The 22322-nt window shown below is 42.2% G+C and carries 22 protein-coding genes and 2 pseudogenes; 6 read left to right on the forward strand and 18 right to left on the reverse strand.

Translation table 11 applies throughout. The features are described 5' to 3' along the window. Positions 1–47: 47 nt before the first annotated feature. From FSB73_RS27500 to rplK, 7 genes and pseudogenes are all read right to left on the reverse strand, one after another. Positions 48–759: pseudogene (locus FSB73_RS27500) on the reverse strand (copper homeostasis protein CutC). 193 nt (positions 760–952) lie between these two features. Continuing rightward, positions 953–1348, reverse strand: a complete 396-nt coding sequence (locus FSB73_RS07100; RefSeq protein WP_146780849.1) for a hypothetical protein — start codon at positions 1346–1348, stop codon at positions 953–955. A 171-nt stretch (positions 1349–1519) separates the two neighbouring features. Next, the gene (rplL, locus tag FSB73_RS07105) at positions 1520–1918 is read right to left on the reverse strand and encodes a ribosomal protein bL12 (RefSeq protein ID WP_449371693.1); all 399 of its coding nucleotides are present in this window, start codon (positions 1916–1918) and stop codon (positions 1520–1522) included. Between the two features lie 132 nt (positions 1919–2050). Next, positions 2051–2698: a 50S ribosomal protein L10 gene (gene rplJ, locus FSB73_RS07110; protein ID WP_317132868.1), complete on the reverse strand. Its 648-nt coding sequence runs from the start codon at positions 2696–2698 to the stop codon at positions 2051–2053. A gap of 96 nt (positions 2699–2794) precedes the next feature. After that, a pseudogene (locus FSB73_RS27945) lies at positions 2795–3156 on the reverse strand (50S ribosomal protein L1); the annotation flags it as partial. Between the two features lie 23 nt (positions 3157–3179). After that, a complete protein-coding gene (locus FSB73_RS27950) occupies positions 3180–3368 on the reverse strand; it encodes a hypothetical protein (RefSeq protein ID WP_449371694.1) in 189 nt (62 codons plus the stop codon). Positions 3369–3393: 25 nt separating this feature from the next. Beyond that, positions 3394–3837 carry a 50S ribosomal protein L11 gene (gene rplK, locus FSB73_RS07120; protein ID WP_146780851.1) on the reverse strand — a complete coding sequence of 148 codons (444 nt, stop codon included), beginning with the start codon at positions 3835–3837 and terminating at the stop codon, positions 3394–3396. A 291-nt stretch (positions 3838–4128) separates the two neighbouring features. Here rplK and FSB73_RS07125 point away from each other — a divergent pair, with 291 nt between their 5' ends. The 3 genes from FSB73_RS07125 to FSB73_RS07135 all read left to right on the forward strand — a co-directional run bounded on the left by FSB73_RS07125 (position 4129) and on the right by FSB73_RS07135 (position 5597). Then, positions 4129–4521 (forward strand): acyl-CoA thioesterase, encoded by a 393-nt coding sequence (locus FSB73_RS07125; protein WP_146780852.1) that lies wholly within the window; start codon positions 4129–4131, stop codon positions 4519–4521. Between the two features lie 192 nt (positions 4522–4713). After that, a complete protein-coding gene (locus FSB73_RS07130; protein ID WP_146780853.1) occupies positions 4714–5295 on the forward strand; it encodes an alpha/beta fold hydrolase in 582 nt (193 codons plus the stop codon). Further along, entirely contained in the window at positions 5292–5597 is a 306-nt protein-coding gene (locus FSB73_RS07135) for a hypothetical protein (protein WP_146780854.1), read from the forward strand. Before FSB73_RS07130 ends, FSB73_RS07135 begins: the two co-directional genes overlap by 4 nt. A gap of 189 nt (positions 5598–5786) precedes the next feature. Here FSB73_RS07135 and FSB73_RS07140 read toward each other — a convergent pair whose 3' ends face one another. The 9 genes from FSB73_RS07140 to FSB73_RS07175 all read right to left on the reverse strand — a co-directional run bounded on the left by FSB73_RS07140 (position 5787) and on the right by FSB73_RS07175 (position 15584). Continuing rightward, positions 5787–6407, reverse strand: coding sequence for an acyl-CoA dehydrogenase family protein (locus tag FSB73_RS07140; RefSeq protein WP_146780855.1), 621 nt, complete (start codon positions 6405–6407; stop codon positions 5787–5789). 44 nt (positions 6408–6451) lie between these two features. Continuing rightward, entirely contained in the window at positions 6452–6763 is a 312-nt protein-coding gene (locus FSB73_RS07145; protein ID WP_158639446.1) for an acyl-CoA dehydrogenase family protein, read from the reverse strand. Next, positions 6739–6912, reverse strand: coding sequence for a hypothetical protein (locus FSB73_RS23230; RefSeq protein ID WP_158639447.1), 174 nt, complete (start codon positions 6910–6912; stop codon positions 6739–6741). Before FSB73_RS23230 ends, FSB73_RS07145 begins: the two co-directional genes overlap by 25 nt. Before the next feature lie 230 nt (positions 6913–7142). Then, positions 7143–8822, reverse strand: a complete 1680-nt coding sequence (locus FSB73_RS07150) for a hypothetical protein (RefSeq protein ID WP_146780857.1) — start codon at positions 8820–8822, stop codon at positions 7143–7145. After that, complete coding sequence (locus FSB73_RS07155; RefSeq protein WP_146780858.1) at positions 8777–10162, reverse strand: PIG-L family deacetylase; 1386 nt, start codon at positions 10160–10162, stop codon at positions 8777–8779. The genes FSB73_RS07150 and FSB73_RS07155 overlap by 46 nt, the downstream gene beginning before the upstream one ends. Before the next feature lie 169 nt (positions 10163–10331). Further along, positions 10332–12248, reverse strand: coding sequence for an acetate--CoA ligase (gene acs / locus FSB73_RS07160; RefSeq protein ID WP_146780859.1), 1917 nt, complete (start codon positions 12246–12248; stop codon positions 10332–10334). Between the two features lie 207 nt (positions 12249–12455). After that, the gene (locus FSB73_RS07165; RefSeq protein ID WP_146780860.1) at positions 12456–12869 is read right to left on the reverse strand and encodes a hypothetical protein; all 414 of its coding nucleotides are present in this window, start codon (positions 12867–12869) and stop codon (positions 12456–12458) included. Positions 12870–13013: 144 nt separating this feature from the next. Next, positions 13014–13997, reverse strand: a complete 984-nt coding sequence (locus FSB73_RS07170; protein WP_146780861.1) for a LysM peptidoglycan-binding domain-containing protein — start codon at positions 13995–13997, stop codon at positions 13014–13016. A gap of 201 nt (positions 13998–14198) precedes the next feature. Continuing rightward, positions 14199–15584, reverse strand: coding sequence for a methyltransferase RsmF C-terminal domain-like protein (locus FSB73_RS07175; protein ID WP_146780862.1), 1386 nt, complete (start codon positions 15582–15584; stop codon positions 14199–14201). Between the two features lie 124 nt (positions 15585–15708). Here FSB73_RS07175 and FSB73_RS07180 point away from each other — a divergent pair, with 124 nt between their 5' ends. The 3 genes from FSB73_RS07180 (at position 15709) to FSB73_RS07190 (ending at position 20198) form a co-directional block, all read left to right on the forward strand. Then, on the forward strand, positions 15709–16215 hold the full coding sequence (locus tag FSB73_RS07180; protein WP_146780863.1) for a DUF4399 domain-containing protein: 507 nt from the start codon (positions 15709–15711) through the stop codon (positions 16213–16215). A 334-nt stretch (positions 16216–16549) separates the two neighbouring features. After that, positions 16550–19609 (forward strand): ligand-binding sensor domain-containing protein, encoded by a 3060-nt coding sequence (locus tag FSB73_RS07185; RefSeq protein WP_158639448.1) that lies wholly within the window; start codon positions 16550–16552, stop codon positions 19607–19609. Then, a complete protein-coding gene (locus FSB73_RS07190; protein WP_158639449.1) occupies positions 19599–20198 on the forward strand; it encodes a response regulator transcription factor in 600 nt (199 codons plus the stop codon). Before FSB73_RS07185 ends, FSB73_RS07190 begins: the two co-directional genes overlap by 11 nt. 81 nt (positions 20199–20279) lie before the next feature. Here the strand turns inward: FSB73_RS07190 and FSB73_RS07195 are convergent, their stop codons facing one another. After that, a complete protein-coding gene (locus tag FSB73_RS07195; RefSeq protein ID WP_146780866.1) occupies positions 20280–21341 on the reverse strand; it encodes an alpha-amylase family protein in 1062 nt (353 codons plus the stop codon). Continuing rightward, on the reverse strand, positions 21305–22291 hold the full coding sequence (locus FSB73_RS07200; protein WP_146780867.1) for a hypothetical protein: 987 nt from the start codon (positions 22289–22291) through the stop codon (positions 21305–21307). Before FSB73_RS07200 ends, FSB73_RS07195 begins: the two co-directional genes overlap by 37 nt. Between the last annotated feature and the right edge of the window lie 31 nt (positions 22292–22322).

Genomic DNA, 22322 nt, shown 5'->3' on the forward strand with positions numbered 1-22322 from the left:
ACCGCTACAAAATACTGCACATTTGCTATTGATTGATTTCGAATCCATTACTTTGAGATCAGCGCCTTCATGGCCTTAATCTCAGCAGTGTCTACGCCCCAAGTGTCTAGTGATTCATTCATGGAGTGTACTGTATAATCCATTTTTGATGGAACTAACTGGCGGGCACTGGAATGCAATTCAACTGCACCGGCTTCCATAAGCATAGGAATCGTCGCACTGCGCACACCGCTTCCGGGCAATATGATTATCTCTTTTTTTGCAACGGTAATCAACTTTTGTATAAGACCAATCCCTTCACTGACATTTGGATGCTGACCACTGGTCAGTATCCTGGAAATACCACATTCAATGAGTGCCTGCATCGCTACCAGGGATCTTTTGCACGGTCAAATGCTCGATGAAAGGTAATTTCCATCGGATAGGCCAGCTCCACCAGTTGAGCGGTCCGTCCCACACTAATAGAGCCGTCCTGATTCAATAAACCAAGCACAGCCCCAGGAAATCCCAGTTCCTTACAAAGCAATAAGTCCCTTTTAATCACCTCATAACTTTCATCTCCATAAAGGAAGTCTCCCCTCTGGGCCGGATAATAGGAAAAACGGGAATAGCGATCTTTTCAGCGGCCAACCGAAGTGTACCATAAGATGGGGTTGTGCCCCCTTCTAAAGGGTTTTCGCAAAGTTCCAATCTGTCAGCGCCTGCCTTTTGAGCTTGCAGGGCTGCACTAATATTAAAAACAGCAATTTCTAGTAACATAATTCTACGCAATTATTAAAACACATAAAAATCTACTCAGCAAGTTACAAAACATTGTGACGCCAAAAGTAATCAATCATCCGTCCATAAGAATTGTCTTGGAACTTTCAGCAATTCTGCTTTGAATCCCATCTGCGATCAAACACTGTTTTCTTTCTTTTTCAATCAGCCGCTTAACGTTAAAATAAAATTATTACGCTTGATCATCTAGTTCTTCCCAGGATATTCCATAGGGAGCGCCGCCACTAGTATAACCGACAATATAGGCAAAGTTAGCATCCGTCCAGCTTTCTTCCATAATGTCACTTTCTGCTTTCTTTTGTCTTTTTTGTTCAATCCGGTTTGAAAGGGACCGGGCCACCGCCTCTTCATAGTTCGCCGATATTTCAATGCCAAGCATACGAAGTTCTTTAATACTGCAAAGCAGATCCGTGTTAAACTTTTTGCTATAGGCATGCACCAATTGGCTACCCGTATAATCAATCGTCAATAACCACAACGGGGCAATTTGCAATCTTTGTAGCCGCTTTTGCGGCCTTTTGATCTTGGATTTATTCCTTTTCCTGTTCTTTTTGCGATTATTTTTCATATCTGTATACTAAGCTACGATTAATCTGGATAAACTTTCAGCCGCATTTAAATTAAAGTCCCTCCTCTTATTAAAAGTTTCCGCCACAGTCAAACAAAAACCCGCTACAGATCAAAATTATCCGTAACGGGTTTTATAGAATATTCCTGGAAGCCCTAATGGGCGTGGGGATTATTTTACTTCTACTTCAGCTCCAGCGTCTTTCAGTTTAGCTGCAACTTCGTCAGCTTCAGCTTTAGAAACGCCTTCTTTGATTGCTTTTGGAGCACCATCAACCATTTCTTTTGCTTCTTTCAGACCTAAGCCAGTGATTTCTTTAACCACTTTAACAACGCCTAATTTGCTAGCACCACCGCTAATCAAAACTACGTCGAATGCTGTTTTTTCTTCAGCTGCAGCTTCACCTGCACCACCACCAGAAACAACAACTGCTGCTGCAGCTGGTTCGATACCATATTCAGTTTTCAGGAAATCGGCTAATTCCTGTACTTCTTTTACTGTTAAGCCTACTAACTGCTCGGCTAATGCTTTTACTTCTGCCATTTTGTTTTCAATTTTTTCCGCTTTCATTGCCTTTAAGCGCTCCAGCGGAGGGTTTTAAAAAAATTATTAAATACTTGGAGTGCACTTTAATTATAAAAATACCCCCCAAAAAGTTTAGAGATTGTGCAACTAGCGCTAACACAATCTGAGAAATTTAAATTATTCAGCTGCAGGTGCTTCTGGAGCTGCAGGCGCTTCTGGAGCTGCTGCTTCAGCTGGCTCGGCCGCGGCTTCTTCCGTTGCTGCTTCTGCTTTGTTTTCCTGATTTTGCAAGGCCGCAACCACGCGTTGAATAGGTGCCTGCAGTAAGCCAATAACTTCGCCGATAAGTTCTTCGCGTGTTTTGATCTTAGTGAGTGCATCCAGATTCTTATCGCCGCTGTAAATTTCACCATTGATGAAAGCTGCCTTCAGCTCAGGTTTTTCTTTCTTGCCTTCTTTACGGAAACTGCTGATAATAACAGCTGGTTCTTTAGGGTTCTCAGAGAACATCAGCGCTGTTACATTATTCAGTGATTCGTAAACACCTGAATATTTTTCTGCATCAATAGCTTCCAGTGCCTTTTTAATCAGCGTATTCTTAGCTACTTTCATTTCAACATTCTTGTTGAAACAAGCGCGGCGTAAGGTACCGATTTGTGCTACGGTTAAAGATTCCGTATTGGTTACATAGAAGTTATTATATTGACTGAACTTTTCTTTTAAAAGCTCAATTACTTCATTTTTTGATCTTTGGTCATTTTCAAAAATTTTTGATGTTTGTAAACTAATCTTGATTACAGAATTAGTTTTGAACAGATTTAGTATCTACTGCGATGCCAGGTCCCATAGTGGCAGCCAGGCTGACACCTTTAACGTACGTACCTTTAGCTGCAGTTGGCTTCAATTTGAGCAGGGCATTGATCAATTCCTGTCCGTTTTGAGCGATTTATCTGCAGTGAAAGAAACACGACCAATGGAAGCGTGTACGATACCAGCTTTATCTACTTTAAAGGCAATTTTACCGCCTTTAACGTCATTTACAGCAGCTGCAACATCATTGGTTACGGTACCGGTTTTAGGGTTTGGCATCAGGTTACGAGGACCTAAGATCTTACCTAAACGACCGATTTTAGGCATTACGGAAGGCGTAGCGATGATTACATCAACATCTGTCCAACCGCCATCAATTTTTGGATATATTCATCCAGACCAACAAAGTCAGCACCGGCTTCAGTAGCAGCTGCTTCTTTATCAGGCGTACAAAGTACCAGCACGCGTTTTGTTTTACCAGTTCCGTGTGGAAGGGTTACAGTACCACGAACCTGCTGGTCTGCTTTTTGGGATCCACACCCAGACGGATGTGTAGATCCACTGAACTATCGAATTTTGTAGTATTGGTTTCTTTAACCAATGCAGAAGCTTCTGTCAGTGAATAGAACTTATTGCTATCGACTTTCGCTTCCGCTACTTTTCTTTTTTTAGTAATTTTTGCCATTACAAATGAGTTTTAAGGATAAGAATTAATTTTCCCACGGAGCGGTACCTTCAATAGTAAGACCCATGCTACGTGCAGTGCCGGCAACCATTTTCATGGCGCTTTCAACGGTGAAACAGTTCAGGTCAGGCATCTTGTCCTGTGCGATGGCCTCAACTTGCTCCCAAGTCACTTTTCCAACTTTGTTACGATTGCTTTCCTTAGAACCCTTTTTGATTTTGGCTGCTTCCATTAATTGGATAGAAGCGGGTGCTGTTTTGATGACAAAGTCAAAAGACTTATCAGAATAAACAGTAATTAATACCGGAAGCACTTTTCCGGGCTTGTCCTGTGTTCTTGCATTGAACTGCTTACAGAACTCCATAATGTTCACACCTTTAGAACCCAGAGCAGGTCCTACCGGAGGCGCAGGATTGGCTTGTCCGCCTTTAACCTGCAACTTTACGAAACCAGAGATTTCTTTTGCCATTTTAATACTTTTTTTGGTGATAACGTCCTCGCAAAATGCTTAGACTCCCAATATGCCATTCTCAAAAAAGAACTATTTGGGGCTGCAAAGGTAAAATAAAATTTGTGATATTGTATAAAAACTCCCTAAAATTCCATTAAACTGCAGTTTTTGAGGCAATTATGGCTTATAAATACCTGATTTTAGGCAAAAAACGCCAGAAATCAGGCAACAAAAGTAAGGACTTTGCCTTTAGATTGTTGTAATTTTGCACCTGAAAACAATCAAACGTCAATTTTTGAAGGCAAAAAAATGAATTTTTATACCAGAAAACTGATCAAACCAGGTGATTTAAATTCCAATAATACCCTTTTTGGAGGCACCTTATTAAAGTGGATCGACGAAGAAGCGGCTATTTACGCTATTATTCAGCTAGGAACCGGCAATTGTGTGACAAAATTTATGTCCGAAATCGACTTTGTGCGGTCTCCGCGTCAGGGCGATATCATAGAATTGGGCATTAAAGCCATCAAATTTGGCACCACTTCCCTTACCCTTGCCTGCCAGGTCCGCAATAAAATAGACCATTCTATCATACTGACCATAGATAAAATCGTTTTTGTCACCGTGGACGCTTCCGGCAAACCGGTACCTCACGGTAAAACAGCAATTACTTATACAGATCCAAGATTAAAAGAAGAATAAAAGTTGATCTAATTCGATTCTGTGGCAATATCAGATACAACAAATCACCGTATCTTTACCTTATATTTGCAAGACACTTTTAAAAAAATGGTTAGATAAAAGCAATTATTGAAACAGTACGACCTGTCGTTAACCAATAGCGACAGGCGGCTTTGTATTGTCAATTGCTTAATTATTCAAAATAATCTAATCATGGATTTACATGCTTCCTTGCCTTTACACAAAGGCTATTACAAATATAAATCAGGACATATCTATTATGAAATAAAGGGCAAAGGTGCCCCCTTATTGCTCATACCCGGCGGGTCTGGCGACTGCTGGTGGTTACATAAAATCGCAGATGCGTTATCAGGTAACTTTCAGGTCATTTCTTATGACTTGTATGGCAAAGCCCGCAGTATAACTCATACGCCTTCTAATATCGATATTAATCAATTCGCAAAGGATGCCATCAATCTGGTTACGGCCCTGGGGCTGGAAAAAGTCTATATCGTCGGTGTGAGCAGCGGAGCGGTTATCGCCCTGGATATCGCCGAAAAATATCCGGCGTATGTTAAGGAGATGATTGTCTTCGAACCACCACTCATCTGTATTCATCCCCGATTTGACGCTTTGTCAAAACACTTTGCAAAAGTCTATCTGACAGCCTTAAAATGGGGTGAGTCCATAGCCGGACTTCGATTTGCACTGGGAACGGGATTGCCCATCGCGCCCATACTGCGCAGCGGGTCCGCCTACAAGGATCATCTGAAAATTGTACCGATACCCGTATGAGACCTGATATTGGCCGGGAATTTCTGGAAACCGTGTTACTTGTTAATTATCGACCTGATTTTGAGAAAATAAGGAACAATCAAGTTTTAATATATACAGGTGCGGCCACGGCATCCGTTAAAAAAAGACGGTTTTATGCGGAAAATGCCCAAATAATAGCTGCGGAGCTGGCCTGTGAGGAAATTCTTTTCCCGGGCCATCATTTTTCATTCTTTCATTTTGCCGAGCAATGCGCAGATGTAATCTGCAGCACCTTTGTTACAAACATATTATCCGGGCAATCAATAAAACAGGGTAGTTGAATACTGGTTGCAATTAAATGGAAAATGACCTAAGCGGAACAGGGGCAGCAGCGAATTTTTCGCTGCCGCCCTTATCTCAATTGTCTCCCAGTTGCACCACACTTGAATCTCATTTACATTTATTATTTACGGCACAGACTAGTCAGTATCCATCGGAGCTAAAGAGAAGTTTTACCGCCCTCAGGCAATTTATTTAACTGGAACAAACAAGGCATGCTGGCTCCCAGTCTGAAAATCCCGCCATACTTTGCCCAAAGTGCTATCCATACTGGCACCGGTGAGACCCGTATATGGGTATAACCCATTGACAATTTCCCGGCAAATGATCACCTGCCTTTGCGCTGCACGAGATACAACAAGCGAATGTCTTTGATAGGTTTTATGGTTGCCGAATATGGGGTTTGACATATGGCTGGCAATAAAATCCTCCAAATATTGTACTTTCTGAATAAGACGGGTTCTTGCAGCTTGCCAATTTTGCCAATATTCTTCCCATAAAGCCTCCGGTCTCTGCATCTTGATCGTTGGCTGCCAGGCATTTTGTCTACCTGCAACTGCCTTTCCTTTTTTGTTATCCCATAATGCCTTTACTTCCTCCATAAACCTTAAGGCCATCCCCGATAGATTGGCGGCTATAGTGGCCATTGCAAGGGCTCCGAAGGGCAACCGATAAAGCGGCGCATTTATGACCGCCTTATCCGGATCTATCTGAAAAAACCTTTCAGCCGGAAAGCTTCTCCTTTTAACCATAAAAGACTCACTGGCTGAAGCCCTGAGCCCAATAGAGTGCCAGCTTTTGATAACTGTCACTTCTGAAGGCAATAGAAACAAAGGCCGAATGCTGTTTGTTGCTTCTAAAAAGACATTGGCTGTAAAAATAGTCGCATGTGGGGCTCCTGTGGCATAAGCCCACTGACCGGATAAAACACCCCTCCCTTTTTATTGATTTTGGCCGTTCCTCCAACTGCTCCACTTCCTGCAAGACAAGCCTTTTTGGGTTTAAAAATAGTACGGGCAATGGCCGGATCGATATAGCCTGCAAACCAACCAGCTCCGCTACACAAGGTAAACACCCAGCCGGCGCTGCCTTCAGCCCAGCCAATCGCCTCTTCAAAACGCACAATTTCTCTTAAAGACCACGCTAATCCGCCATATACCTTAGGCACAAGGCCTTAAACCAACGCTGATCATAAAACAATTCTAGCTGTTTTGCAGTTAACCTGCCCAGTAATTCAGCCTTAGGCGCTTCGGCCCTAAGCGTTTCAATCCAGGATGGTTGCAATAAATGAGAAGGATGTGGTGCTGGTTCCACCATAATATTATTATTTTTTTAAATTATTATTATTATTATTTAATCCAGACATAAATTTCAGCAGTAAAGTTACTGCCTGTTGCTCAAAATGAGCTCAACCGTTGAAAATTAACAGCTAAAACGGTCATTTTATAGGACTACCGGATCCAACTACCTCAATAATTGAATATCACAAGGATATTTTGGCACCCATATGCATTTTTGAATTAGCCCCTATTTTTAATCGACCTTGTTCACTTTATGGGGTAGGCCAATAAATTGGCCAGCCATTTATAAGCCTGCACTTTGCCATTACCCAAATCGGGGCCCAGCTCCAAAAAACAGTTTATCAATACAGCCTTGGTTTCCCCCTGTTTTACTGCAGCAGTCATATCTTTCGTTTTATTGTACGTAATTGAGTGAATGGAGACGGCTGCCAGGTTTACTTTAAAGCGATGCATTGCCGAATCTACAACTTGCTTGGGCATCCAAACGGGATACTTATTGTCACCAGTCATCTTATCTTTTTTTTGCTGCCGCAAACTATCGGCTAAAGTCAAATTTGTTTTGCTTTTTGGGTTGCCTTGCACGCTCCCAAGTCCATTATCATTCATATATACAGCGCTTCTAGCCAATAGTCCGTCCCAGTTTTCAAAATAGGAATCAGGCAGTTTATTGGGCAACGCAAATAGCTCAGATGAACGGTCTATTTGAGGATGCCTTCCTGTTGAATTATACGGATTATTGATCCCGATCAACATGCCGCTGTAAATACGATCTTTAAGCGGTAGCAGCTCCTGCATACCTGGATCGGGATCCAGATTAATGATCCGGCCACCTAGCCGCATATACACAGCCAATATATACTGTAAGCGTGTTCTTTCAACGGAATCTGTGGGTAGTTGATCATCTGCCCCGGAAAGGACGATTACATCCAGTTTACGAAGACTATCTTCAATCATGGATGGGATTATGCCACTGGTCAGGTCAACTTCCTGCATCCAGGAAGCCAGTCTTACAAATCCGGTATTATGTACCCGATACCCTAGTTGATTAAAGGCATTTTCATAAACATCACCTGAAAGACCATTCACATATAACAATTGCCGCCCTGTCGTATGAATGGTATCACCGACAACCATGGTCTGACTGTGATAGTTATACAACCTGGGCTGCTGATAAGCATACCCGACTGATTTAATATTGGAGGAAAATCCCTGGACACCTTCTGGCAATTTCATTAATATATTGGGTTTTAATATTGGCGTCAACGGATTTAACCCTTTGATCATATCCTGTGTCAGTACAATGCTGGTTTTCATTTTTGCGCCGGCAGAAGGCGTAATAAAACCCGCATCCCGGTAGAAAATACTGGCAGAATCAGATACTAATTTATGTCCGTTAATCAATGCTTTCATCCCCACCTGCCGGATTTTAAATAGTGCTACCTGAGCCGTATCATTAAACAATGTTTTAATATTTATATTCAGGTCTTTATTTCCGATTGTTTCGTTGTTTCTCAAAACGTGGGTCAATACGACAGTAGGTGTCAGCGAAACCAGCAGTGGCTCAATGGTATAAAACGGCCGGATGATCTGACCTTCCATGCGGTCAAAATGTCGGTAATAAACAGGTATCTGATAGACCAGAGAATCCGCACCATTTAGAATACGCGCTTCGACGTGAAAACTTGTGGTATCTGAAAGCCGGCCCTGCATCTCAGTATCAATCCCATAACTCCCATCGCTACGCATGGGTTTATTCAGCCAAAAGGGTTGATAAGCCTCCTTGTATAAAGGAATATGTAGCAAGGTATCCAGTATAACCTTGTTTTGAATATCCAGATGCATGCTTTTGCTGGTGTCCTGTTCAAATCTTATGGTGTCTGTTAACCCTGGCACCAACAGCCACTGTACAGCGGCGTTACCCTGCATGGCAACCTTGAGTCTGAACTTCTGACCAAGCACCCCAATTCCCTGTCAGAAGTTGCCCAAAGCCCTATGCCTGACAGGTTCTGCTCAATGGTTTTTAGCTGTGCAGCAACCCATTTTAAATCAGAACCAGCAAGTTCGGTGTCTTCTTTCTCCAGTTCGCTTTCGTATAAGCGAAGTGAATCAAGCAATGGATACAGTATCTTTTTTGCTTTGTCACTTTTATTTTCCAAAAGCATCTCGTGCAAAAGGCGAAGTTGTTTTTGCATTCCATCTATATCCATCATGCGACCCGGGCGCTGCGTGGCTAGCACCGCTAGCCGGGGCCATATGCCTATTTTTTTATGGCTGCGCGAATCTTTCGACATGTTCGTAAACAATAAATCGAAATCCCTGTGGCCATCATCCGCTTTCTCTAAATTTTGCTTCTTCCCCAAGGACACCAAGGCTTTGGCTGACCGTCCGGCGATTAATGGAATAGAGGCTAACTCTAAACTGCTATCCGGAAATACTGACCGGTAGGCCTGCTTGCTTTCAGCTGCGAGTCGGCGAAAACTTTTGCCTGAGGCCGAATCCATCGCTGATAAATTGATTACATATGCTCCCTTATTTTTATTTACCGGATCGTCGCTGCTTGCCAGAGAATCATCGTCAGCAACATTTTGTTCTATGACTGACAGTATTGGACTATTATCGCCCAATACACAGGAAACTTCAAAAGGGCTGAGTAATTTATTTTCAAGATGGCCTTTAAGTCGGCCACTGGCAAGTGCACATGCCTTTATACATACACTGTCCATCCAATAATTAACGCCTGAAAGATTATTTATCGTAGTTAATGTGGTATCCTGCATATGCCCCACCACCAATACATCTGGTCTGAATTTTCTAATCACTGCTGCCAGATCCAGCGTCAGCCGGTCTGTTGAAATCGTTAGATTAATGTTGGCTGTATCCATTGCCCCCAGATCCTGAATCGAGCTGACAAAAGGAATAAAACCTCCCAGACGGGCAGCATTTTCCATTTCCGCTACATGAATGACACCAAGGTCAATACCTTTTTCAGGGCCGTTATAGTTATGCATACCCTCTCCCCGACTCATCCAAAATACGCCCGTTGTATAATGATCTTTTTTTTGGGCAGTAATTAATAATTGGGTGTTTTCCTGGCTGGGCAGAAAGCTCACATAGAGTAACTTTCTGCCCGTTAGCAAAGTCTCCAGCCTGTTGAGTGTATTTGTGCGCTGCTGGTAAGATCCATTTTGCGCATTACTTTTTGTGGCGATCAACAGCACCCCCAACAGGATTACTGTCAATGCCCAATTACATTTACGTTTTTTCATGGTTTGTAAAGAAGCGTTTTAGCAGCAAAGTACTAAATATTTAGTTATATACCTAAAATTATAAATACAATAGCCGACCAGGTCCAAAATCAACATTTGATTTTCGGATCCGGTCGGCTATTAGTTTTAATGCAAGGGCGCTTTAAACAGCCCTCGATATAGTAGAGTTTTAAAGCTTGCCTTTTTTGATGTCTTCCACCACCTCGCTGTTCAGCAAGGCAGAAGTATCTCCCAGATTATCCACATCATTTTCTGCAATCTTTCTTAAGATGCGTCGCATGATCTTGCCGCTTCTGGTCTTGGGCAATCCCGTAACAAATTGGATCTTATCGGGTTTAGATATTGGCCCGATGATTCTGGTAACGGTAGCGGTGATATCTTTTCTGATCAGATTCTCATCATCCGCGTTATGCGTGCCATTATAGATCACAAAGGCATAGATTCCCTGGCCTTTGATTTCATGGGGGTAACCAACAACAGCACTTTCAACAACCCCCGCATGCAAATTAATGGCATTCTCAACTTCTGCAGTACCAATACGGTGACCACTGACATTGAGCACATCATCCACCCTGCCGGTAATTTTATAGTTACCATTTTCGTCTCTCATGGCCCCGTCCCCTGTAAAATAATGTCCGGGGTAGGCGGCGAAATAGGTTTGTTTGCAACGCTCATGGTCGCCCCAGGTAGTGCGGATTATTGATGGCCACGGAAATTTCATACAGAGATTTCCCTGTCCGGGACCTTCAATCTCATTTCCCTTTTCATCCATAATACAAGGCTGTACACCAGGTAAAGGCAGGGTCGCCCAACTGGGTTTATCTGGTGTCACACCAGCCAGATTAGAAATCAGAATGCCCCCGTTTTCTGTCTGCCACCAGGTATCTACAATGGGACACTTACCTTTGCCGATTTTCTCATGGTACCAGTTCCAAGCCTCTTCATTAATGGGTTCTCCTACGGAACCTAATACCTTTAAGGTTGACAGGTCTTTACCTTTTAAAGGTTCTTCTCCATAGCTCATCAGGCTTCTGATGGCAGTAGGTGCCGTATAGAGAATATTTACACGATGTTTATCTACCAGGTCCCAGAAACGGCCGGCATCAGGATAGGTGGGTATACCTTCAAACATGACTGTTGTGGCACCCGCACTCAATGGGCCATAGACAATATAGCTATGACCGGTGATCCAGCCAATATCTGCAGTACAGAAATACACATCCCCTTGTTTATAATTAAATACATTGACAAAAGTATAATTGGTGTATACCATATAACCCGCACAGGTATGGACGACACCTTTAGGCTTGCCTGTAGAGCCGGAGGTATACAGGATAAATAGCGGATCCTCTGCATCCATTTCTTCAGCAACGGCAGGGGCCATTCCCAGCGTTTCAACCTTTTTAATTTCATCTTCCCACCAAACATCGCGACCTTTCAGCATGGAAACCGGGGTACGGGTCCGGGTGCATACGATGACTTTTTCAATAAAGTCTACGCTTTCCAGCGCATCATCAATTAAAGATTTTAGCGGTATGTCTTTGCCTCCTCTAAATGCCCCGTCACAGGTAATAATAAATTTTGCATTGGCATTGACCAATCTGTCAGCAATACTCTTTGCCGAGAAGCCACCAAATATAACAGAATGAATGGCGCCAATTCTGGCACAGGCCAGCACTGCTATGGCCAGTTCAGGGATCATCCCCATATACAGGCAAATCGTATCGCCTTTTTTCACACCATTATTTTTCAACACATTGGCAAACTGCGTAACCTTTTGATAAAGATCATTGTAGGTCAAAATACGGTGATGCTCATCCGGGCTGTTGGGTTCCCAGATAATAGCCGGTTTATTGCCCAGCTTTTCCAGATGTCGGTCCAGGCAGTTTTCCGTAATATTTAATTTGGCGCCCTTAAACCACGCTACATTGTAATTGTTGAAATCCCATTCCAGTACTTTATCCCATTTTCTTCGCCACTTAAAATTGCTGGCGATATCAGCCCAAAAATTCTGTGGCTGTTGAACACTGCGCGCATACATTTCCTTGTATTGCTCAAATGAATTGATTTGATACGGGTAAGACATAATCACATTTTTTAAGAAAGATTCTGATTTTTAAGAGGATAATATTACAATTTTTTTCCAGAACTGGAAAGTTAATTGATCACTTTCTTATAGTAAAACGTTTGCTTAACCCCTAGGCAGTTAACGATAAATGAGAATAAAAAAGCATTTGCCCGAACTAATATGTCAGACAAATGCTTTTTATTTCATCTAAAAGATCCATCAACTTTACAATTTCCGCTTATAATTGTAAGTGTCAATAATATTTGTAGTCGCATCCGTATGCACCAAGGTCAGATTGGTTGAATTGATGGTAGTCATATCAAAGGTTACCCCATCGAAACTAATGGTATTTTTGTCATCAAAGGTATAAGTAACATCATGGATAACAGAACCATTATCATCATAGATTCTGTAATGCCCCGCCGAAGTAAAAGAAATCACGGCTGGCGCATCATCAATGGTTACCCCACCACCGCCTTCAATAGTTCTGGTGGCACTGATCAGTTCCCATTTGCCAGCTGTTAGGAGTGCTTTATTGCCAGTTTGGCTGATCTCATCTTTGGAACATGAGCAAAAAATTGCGGACATACATAGTAATACAGCTACGGCCGCTACGCATTTTAAAAAAGTGTTTTTCATGGGTTAGGTTGTTTATTCATGGTAAGCATAGTCAATATTTATGCCACCTCCGAAAGACCTTCCATGAAAAAAGCCACTTCTGTCTATTGAAGCGGCTTAATATTTTTAATTAATCCCAAACACCCATGATATTATAAATAACTTTTACTCAGATTTGAAATAGGAAACAATAATATCCGTCGGAGCACTGCCTACGCCTAAGGCTGCGGCCGCGGCGTCACTGATTCTATAGCTCAGGCCAGCATTTTCTTTGACATTGCCCAGATTCCAGAGCACTTTCGCATAAATAGTCTTCCCTTTGGTCTGGACTTTAACTAAGGTACCCGGTGCCACTTCATTCATCAAAATAAAGTATTTACCATCCTTCCATCCACTGGCGGACTGAAAAGTACCGGCAAGTCCCTTGGTAATCAGTTCTGTTCCACCTGCCTGGCTTTTATAAGCTAAGGCGAAGGCTCCTTCTGCACTGGAGGCATTACTCGATGTAGCGGGGGTAGCACTATTGACCGTTTCATTGTTATCGGTAAAGACGCCCTGATCTCGCTTTTTGGCTGGGTTGATGCCATCCGCATCCGTTGTAGTATTTCCCGTATCTATGGCATTATCTGCTGTATTATTACCCGTAGTAGTTACCTGATCAGCCGTTTGCTGCTGAACTGGGGCAACATCCCCGGGAGTTGTCCCATCATTATTAGCCACAACGGGTAAACCAGCGTCACTGCCTACTTCACCCGATGAAACTTTCAGCGTCTGCCCGACCTGTATATTATTACCCGTAATATTATTCCAGTCTCTGAGTTGATTTACTGTAACACCGTATTTTTTACTTAATTGATATAAGGTCTCCCCCTTTTCCACCGTATGGGTTTTCGCTAGATTTGATGCTGTAATCGTTTCTCCCGCCTTGGGAATCTTCACTTTTTCCCCAACAAAGAGTTTGCTGTCTGTATTCATACCATTTAAACGCATGATATCCCCTACCGTTGTGCCATAGTTTTTGGCCAACTGTGACAGCGTTTCTCCTTCTTTAATCACATGAACCGTCTGAACGGATTGTGCGCTGACTTGTAGGGTGCCAACAGTGAAAAAAATACCTGCTGCAATTATGATAATTCCTATTTTCTTCATATTCTAATGTCTATGCTATTTCTGTCTTTATTTATTTTTATATTTTATGCCTGTGCATCAATTTGATGCGAAAAAATATCACCGCAATTGAAAAAACTTTATTGCCGGTCCAGTCGCTCTTCATTTGCCTTTAAAGCAATAAAATTGCTTAATTTCTACGAGAATAAATGTTAATCTTTTAGTCCCGATTATCCGCATCCGTCAATGTTTAAGAATCCGCCAGTTTCTTGGATAATAATTATTGATCCGGTTGGGCAAAACTTTCATCCATCCCAGGCCGATCCCTTCATAGCTGGCTAAATGCCAACCGGGTGACAGGCCGTCCAGTTCTATTTCCGGTTGTTGGCATTTCAGGTATTGCAAACTTTGTGCCCTATCCAGTGGAAAATTAGCCACGCCACTTCCTACCCAAGTGCTGAGTGCCAGATCATGGGCTGGCACGAGTTGCTTCCCCTTTATCTGGCCGATGGTTACACCTGCCTTTTTCAAAAATAGATTTTTTTGCAATATGGTTAGATCGGCTACCCATTTATTTTCCAGGGCCAGAATATCAGCGCCTTGTTTTATAAACTTCAGATCAAGATGAGGTTTGAGCCAGGGTCCTGTCAGCACTTGTTCCTCTTTTGCTATTGCGGGCGCAGCCTCCCCTGTATGATAGGCAGGAAGTTCTCCTTTTGTCTTTTTAAAGATACTGATAAAAAATCCTTCACTGCGTACCTGATCAGGAAAAAACTTATATCCCACTGGCTGGTTGCCAGCACGGTCCTTAACGGTTCCCGCCACTGTGGTAACCCCCATTGGCGTATTATTCAGGGCGACAGTCTCCATGGCTACATGGCCAACCAGAAAATCCATTATATCCTCATCCTCACCAATGGAATATGAACAGGTCGAATAAATCAACAAACCACCTTCTTTAAGTGAAACAAGGGCCTCCTGCAAGATTCGCTGCTGCCTTTTACTACATAGATCCACCAACGCTGGGGTCCATTGCGCCACGGCCACCGGATCTTTTCTGAAAAGGCCGCTGCCACTGCAAGGAGCATCAACGATCATTACATCAAAATAACCTTTTAACCGTGCAAAATGACTGGGCTCATTGCAACTGACGACAATATTGCCGGTCCCCCATTTTGTGGCATTTTCCGTCAAAACCGCTGCCCGGTTTTTCATGATCTCGTTGGAAACAATCAAACCATTTTTAAAAAAGGACGCCAGCAGTGTTGACTTACCGCCTGGTGCAGCACATAGATCCAGGACTTTCAGCCTTTGATTGGGGTCAGTGGTTTGGTGCAAGGTTTCCCAAAGAAACTGACTTCCAGGCTCCTGCACATAATATAACCCCCCATGAAATAAAGGGTCATGCGTAAAAAAGGGACGTTCAGCCAGATAATATCCGTAAGGGCTCCAGCTGATTCTGCCATGCTGAGCAGGCATTGGCCCCTTATATCCGGCCAGTTTCTGCGGATTATACCGGATAGAAGTATTGGCAGGATGATTCTTATGGGCATCTATAAAGGAACGCTTATGGAACCCTGCCTTCCCTTCCAGGGATGCTATCAGGCCTTCTGGTATTGATAAGGACACGTTAATTATCGATTAATGGCCTCAAAAATAAGAAACTAACGTAGCATTTCATTTTGAAATCTTTGCGACCTGGCTTATCTTTAACCTTCAGTGACATTTTTTTAATCTTAAAACATAAATAATTATGCGAAAGTTATTTGTCATCCCTGCCTTTTTACTGGTTGCTATGGTAGCCTGTAATTCTGGTACGGAGCAAAATGCAAATACAGACTCTACTGCCACCACAGAGCATCAAATGGATATGACCGCCGGCGAAAATGTGGCTCCATTACCTGCTATTCCTGATGGGGCAAAAGTGTATTTTAAAAACGTAAAAGACGGTCAGAGCGTTTCCTCTCCATTAAAACTCGAGTTTGGTGTCGATAATATGACGGTGACCAAAAAAGCGCCAGACGGGAAAATAGAAGAAGGAGTAGGTCATCACCATCTATTAATCGATGCAGGTGACTCAATTCCAAGTGGAACTATTATTCCTGATGACAGCACGCATATACATTATGGTGGCGGACAGACGGAAGCAACTGTTAACCTGACTCCAGGTAAACACACGCTGACCTTACAATTTGGTGATGCGATCCACCGTTCCTATGGTGCAGCGCTGGCAAATACAATTACGGTCGATGTTAAATAAAGATCATTGAACAACATAAATACATAGGTTCTTAAGGAACTTGCTATAAATGGACCGGCGCTTCTTTTTAATTTAAAAAAAGGCGCCGGTCTTTTTTAAAACAGCAGGTTATGAGGCGATTCCACTAAACTGCTGTTAATAGTTGAAAAGCAATTCGTTTTGGTTGCGGACGCTAAGTCCAGTCAATATATTCATCAAAAGCATTCTCAATGGCTTTAACGCCTCCATCAATTTCTAACTGCATGCAAGTTAACCAAGGTCCGGGTTTAAAAAATACCCTCCTGAGGGTATTTTAGGCCCCCTACAATTTATTATCTTTATCAAAATGATAACGATGCGCTGTCGTGTAACCATATTACTGCTTTCCCTACTCATATTTTACCAAAATGGTCCTGCTCAGGCGCTCAAATCGGACACTTTTTCTGTTTTTACCTACGGCCAGGAGCAGGGGCTATCTCAGCTAAATGCCTTGGCCATGGACTTCGACAGTCTTGGATATCTATGGATAGGAACCGAAAACGGACTGAATCGGTTCAATGGCTATTCCATGAAAACCTATATGGCTGGCGATAAAGTTGGCGATTTAATTGATGACCATATCCGCGCGATGTATTATGCTAAGGATACACTCTGGCTGGCAACCGACTCACATTCTCTTGTAGCTTACCTACCCAAAAAAAATAAATTTATCAATTTTTTGGACCAGTTGGACTTTAATCTACACCCTTATACCAAATACACCAATCTGTTATACCCCATTGACAACACCTACTTACTACTGGGAACCAATGGGAATTGTTTGTTATTCGACAGGCACACCAAAAAGTTTACAATTATACCCCTACCTGCTAATGCCAAAAATGACTTTATTACCTCCTGTAGCCAACTCAACGAAGATCAACTGCTTATAGGCACCAATAATCACGGTTTATTATTGCTGGATATTGCCAAAAGGTCAATACAAACCAGATCCGCATATAAACTCCTTACAAATGCCACCATTAATAGTATTTATCCCTATTCTACAGATCTTTACTTAATAGCCACGGAAAACAGGCTTTACTGGCTTAATAGCAAAACCCAATCAATTAGCCTGGCGCTTAAGGATTTACATCTGCCAGAAATCACCTCCATTCAGCCTTGGGAGACCCAGGACGGCCAGCCAGCTGTTTTTCTGTCCGCTATTAATCATGGATATATCCTGAATCAGCAAAAGCAGGTAAAAAAAATCGTTTTCCAGAATCTTCAAAAAGAGAATTTATCTGCTGAAGTCAAAAAAATATTAAAGGATCCACAAGGTGGATTCTGGTTGGGTACAAATGGACGGGGTGTCTTCTACTACCATCCTAGGTACAAGAAATTTACACCATTACGCATCAAAACCCCGGACGCCCCCAGACAAGACTTTATCAGCATTTTTAACTTTCTCAGAGTAGGCAACCGACTTTGGATGGCAACAGAGTTTGGGTTTGCAAGTTATAACCTGCAAACCCAATTATATAAATTTTATCCCAGCAGTGCACTGGAATATACCCTGGCAAAAGATGCCAATGGAACGATTTGGGGAGGAGGATTTGGACAGGGACTTGTCAGGTATGATCCTGAAAAGGACGGTTTTATACCGGTTATCATCCCAATCGAAGACAAAGATGTCATACAGGTAACACCCATTGACAAGGACTTTATTTGGGTGCACACCTGGTCAAATGGCATATTCGCATTCAACGTGCACACTCAGGCGGTCAGAAAACTGACTTTAAATAAAAATACACTGGTACGCTCCAGAACGAGTTTTAAAGATCACTTGGGCAACATCTGGATCGGCAGTGATGACGGTATTTATAAAATCAAGGGGGATTCCATCCAGCACTTGCACAATCTTTCTAATGAGCGGGTTTTTGACATCACTGAAGATCCATCGGGAAATATCTGGGTAGGAACCGCCAAGGGATTGAACAGGATCAGCCCACATACGGATTCCACCATATCCTATACAAAAGCCTCGGGCTTGCCCAATGACTTTATTTACGGAGTGCTAGCTGAAGACAATGGCAACATTTGGTGTTCAACCAATTATGGCATCTCCAGATATAACCCGGCCACCAACAGATTCAGGAATTACACTGAAACGGACGGATTACAAAATAATGAATTTAATGGTAAAGCAGCCTATAAGGATGATCAGGGCAACCTCTATTTTGGTGGCATGAATGGATTTAACTTTTTCGATCCACGCACAATTTATACAAATAAACAGGTGGGCAAAACAGTTATTGAAGATATACAGGTATTCGGCAAATCTATTGCCCAAAACTTGCCTTACCTCAAAGCGTTAATTTTATCGCATGACCAGAATGTCATTAGTTTTGAATATACCGCCTTAAATTATCTCTGGGCCAATAAGAATCTCTATCAATTTATGCTGGAAGGTTTTGATAAAGATTGGCGCAATGTTACCGATTTCAGAAGTACGACCTATACCAATCTTGATCCGGGCAATTACACTTTTAAAGTCAGGGGCAGCAATAATGATGGCGTGTGGGGTGCCGCTACTTCACTGAAAGTCATTATTAAAGGACCCTGGTACAAAAGTCTCTGGTTTAAGGTACTGCTAGCAGCCACCCTATTAATAATCATTCTGGGTGTTTTTATGTATAAAAGCTACCGACAAAAATTGGTCAATAAAAAACTATTGACAATGGTCGAAGATAGGACCTCCGCACTACAAAAAAGCAATCAAGAGCTCAATGAATCACTTGCCCTGTCTGAAAGACAGAAGGAGAATATCACCTTTTTGATGCGGGAGCTTAACCACCGGGTAAAAAACAACCTACAGATCATTACCAGCCTAATTGATATCCAGGATCTCAGCATTGCCAATCCCAAGGCAAAAAGTAAACTCAAGCTATTACAGAGCAGAATCTTTACGGTTTCCAGGATACATGATATTCTGACCAATACAGAAGAAAAGGAAGAAATCCGCATCGATCAGTTCTTACAACAACTGGCCAGCGAAATAATTGCCTTTTCTGGCAAACCGATTGCTTTAACAGCCAGTTTAAGCCCTGTCAAATATCCCGTTGAAAAGCTGACATATTTGGGGCTAATTCTAAATGAACTCATTACCAATTCAATCAAACATGCTTTTGGGCAAACTGCTCAGCCAGAAATTAGCATTCACCTTACTCGGCAAGCGGATAAACTCCAATTTATTTATAAAGATAATGGGACCGGTTTTAAAGTCGCCACCAATGAGGATAGCAACGAAAAAATGGGTGTCAATCTAGTCAAATTTCTGGCAAAGGAACTGAATGGTATCCTGGATTTCAGCCATTCCTGTCTGGCTGAAATCAGCCTTACTTTCGCCAACCAAACTAAAAATAATGAAAAGTAAAATCTTAATACTGGAGGACGAGACCATTATTGCCCATGGCATCAAAATGCATTTGGATAATAATGGATATGATACAGATATTGCTTTAAACCCAACAGATGCCATTACCCTTGTACGCTCCGAAAACTATACGGCTCTAATATGTGACATTAACCTTAAAGATAAAATTTCAGGAATCACCTTTGTAAAAGAATATGTAGACCCTAGTATTCCCGTTGTTTTCCTGACAGCTTACAACGATTTACAAACGATGAAAGAGGCAGAACTGGCCTCCCCGTTTGCCTATGTAACCAAACCTTTTGATAAGGATCACCTATTGATTACTTTAAATCTGGCGATTTCTAACTGTCGGAAAAAATTCCTCCATAAACTACCCGAAGATATTAATATAGACAAAATCAGTATGAGTATCCGTGAAATAGAAATTATCCGTCTGCTTGCCCAAAGCAAAACTTCGGATGAGATTTCAGCGCAACTCTTTATCAGTCCTCAAACCGTGGCCACACACCGCAAGAACATTTTAAGAAAAACGGGTGCTAAGAGCATGATTGAGCTGGTTTCCCTGGCTATTGAGAAAGGGTGGATTTGAATAAAAAAAGTGCAAAAAAGTCCCTTATTTATTTGGAGAAAATCAAAACATTCACAAGACTAATCAGCACCACTAAATGGGTCATAAATCCAGACAAAAAATTGCTGCATCCTTACCAGGCAACTGTATGGACACCTGCCCATCTGAAAAATCAGCCTTGGCTGTTGACGGCCCCATAATCATCTTACTGGATTTTGGACTTTTTATCCCCAGCCTCAAAAGGGATAATTTCATTGTCGTCTTATTTTCTCCGTAATTAAATACGCCCAAATACAATTTATTACCCATTCGTTTTTCAAAAACATTGCTGGGTGCTTTGCCCTTTTCTAATACCACCGGTCTAAAAGGCTTACCGTCCTTACCGACAATAGCCAACAAGTCCTTGTTCTGCAATAACTTCATTGCGGTAGTGCGCCAAGGACCTCGTTTGCTATAATCATCTCCTGTTATCAGGCTTCCTGTTACAACAGCTGATGCAAGTCTTGCACGATTCTCACCAATTGACGCGTCCTTAAAAACCACATGATCGGCATCCATAAAATCATACATGTGGCCTTGCCACCAGCCATAGGTTACACTGTTTAAAGTATAAGCTGTTTCGGCGATCGATTTGAAAGCATCGCACGCAATTCGTCTCATGTGAACATATCTAGCCGTTGCCAGATTCGGAGAGATTGCGGCGTAGGTCAGCATTTTGTTATCCAACACACTATCCAGAAATGTCATGCCATTACAAAAAGCCTCCATCCCTGTTGTAACACGACTGTCATAATAATGATCTGCCTCTAAAGTAGCATGGCCCAGAAAATCTATTTTGATCATTTTAAAACCCAGAGATTTAAAAAACTCAATATATTTTACAATCCGTGCACGCGTTCCAGGATGGGTGGGATCCATCGCACGGCCACCATCCACATCCAGCGGCTTCCCATTAATATAAGTCCATACATCCTTATAGCTGTAATCAGACCCTTCAACTTTACGATCACCCTGTTTACCCCAATCAGTAAAGGGGGCCCAGTAAATCCCAGGCTCAAACCCCTTAGCGTTACAATAACTTACAAAAGCCTTTAATTTATCGCTATTCCCATCTAATCCACCTTCTATCATTCGATCCCAAAAAGAATCAAGATCGATAAACAATTTATGATCTTTTGTTCTATATAGCTTACATGAATCAGCAAAAAATCAATAACCCCTTTGGCAGAGGGCAAATCTATTTTATCCTGCAATACGCCCCAACTGTTCCATCCTACTGGAGTAGCGCCTTTCCATGGTGCTATGACTGGTGGCTCTGTCAATTTATTATTGGAGCCATAAATTTCCATACCGCTGCGCCAGTCATCAAAATAACCTACCATTATAAGGGGAGAAGAGATTATACCCTGCTCGGACTCTACCGTCCCGTGCGACCTTAGATCATGAGTCAGCTTCTGATCGGTATACCCGCCAAAAGCAGTCAATTGGAAAGATCTGGCCGAATTACCCTGCAAATAAATACCAGATTTCCAGACTTTATGCTCCAACGAACCAACCACAAGACCCTTTCTATTCTCATTAAATATAACCGATACCTCACTACTGGTAAATTTAAGGGAGTCTAAACGCTCGGTTTCATAAGTCGCCCACATATCATTATCAAATGGGCTATGAAGGCCATAATTATCACCTCCCCAGTTCAGTGACACTTTAGCATTTACCAGAGGACTGCAATAATTTATTGAACGGCCGCATTGATACACCTTCGTTCTGGCCAGAAAATAGTTCTTATCCTTAAAAGTCGTAAACGCTTGTTCTAATATTACGCCAGTCTTGTCCTTCCTGTAAATACAGTAAACAGTCGCTGGCCCATAGGCGGTTTTAGTCCTGGATTTGGTAAAGTTACGATAGGTCGTATTGGTACTTTCAAACAAAGTATTCACTTTTCCAGTGGTGTCTATACCTCCCACTATTGCTCCTGCTTGCATCATTTGAATACCGCCCGAAAACAATGCATCATATTTCCCTGTGGCAAAATGGTAAACAATCTTGTTTTTAGTCCCAAAAGATATATTAAGTACAGTATCTCTATTACCTGGTAATGGACTTGCCATACCACAGTAAGATAAGAATAAAAATAAAACG

Origin of the sequence: Arachidicoccus ginsenosidivorans, from assembly GCF_007971385.1 — a bacterium.
Lineage (GTDB): Bacteria > Bacteroidota > Bacteroidia > Chitinophagales > Chitinophagaceae > Arachidicoccus > Arachidicoccus ginsenosidivorans.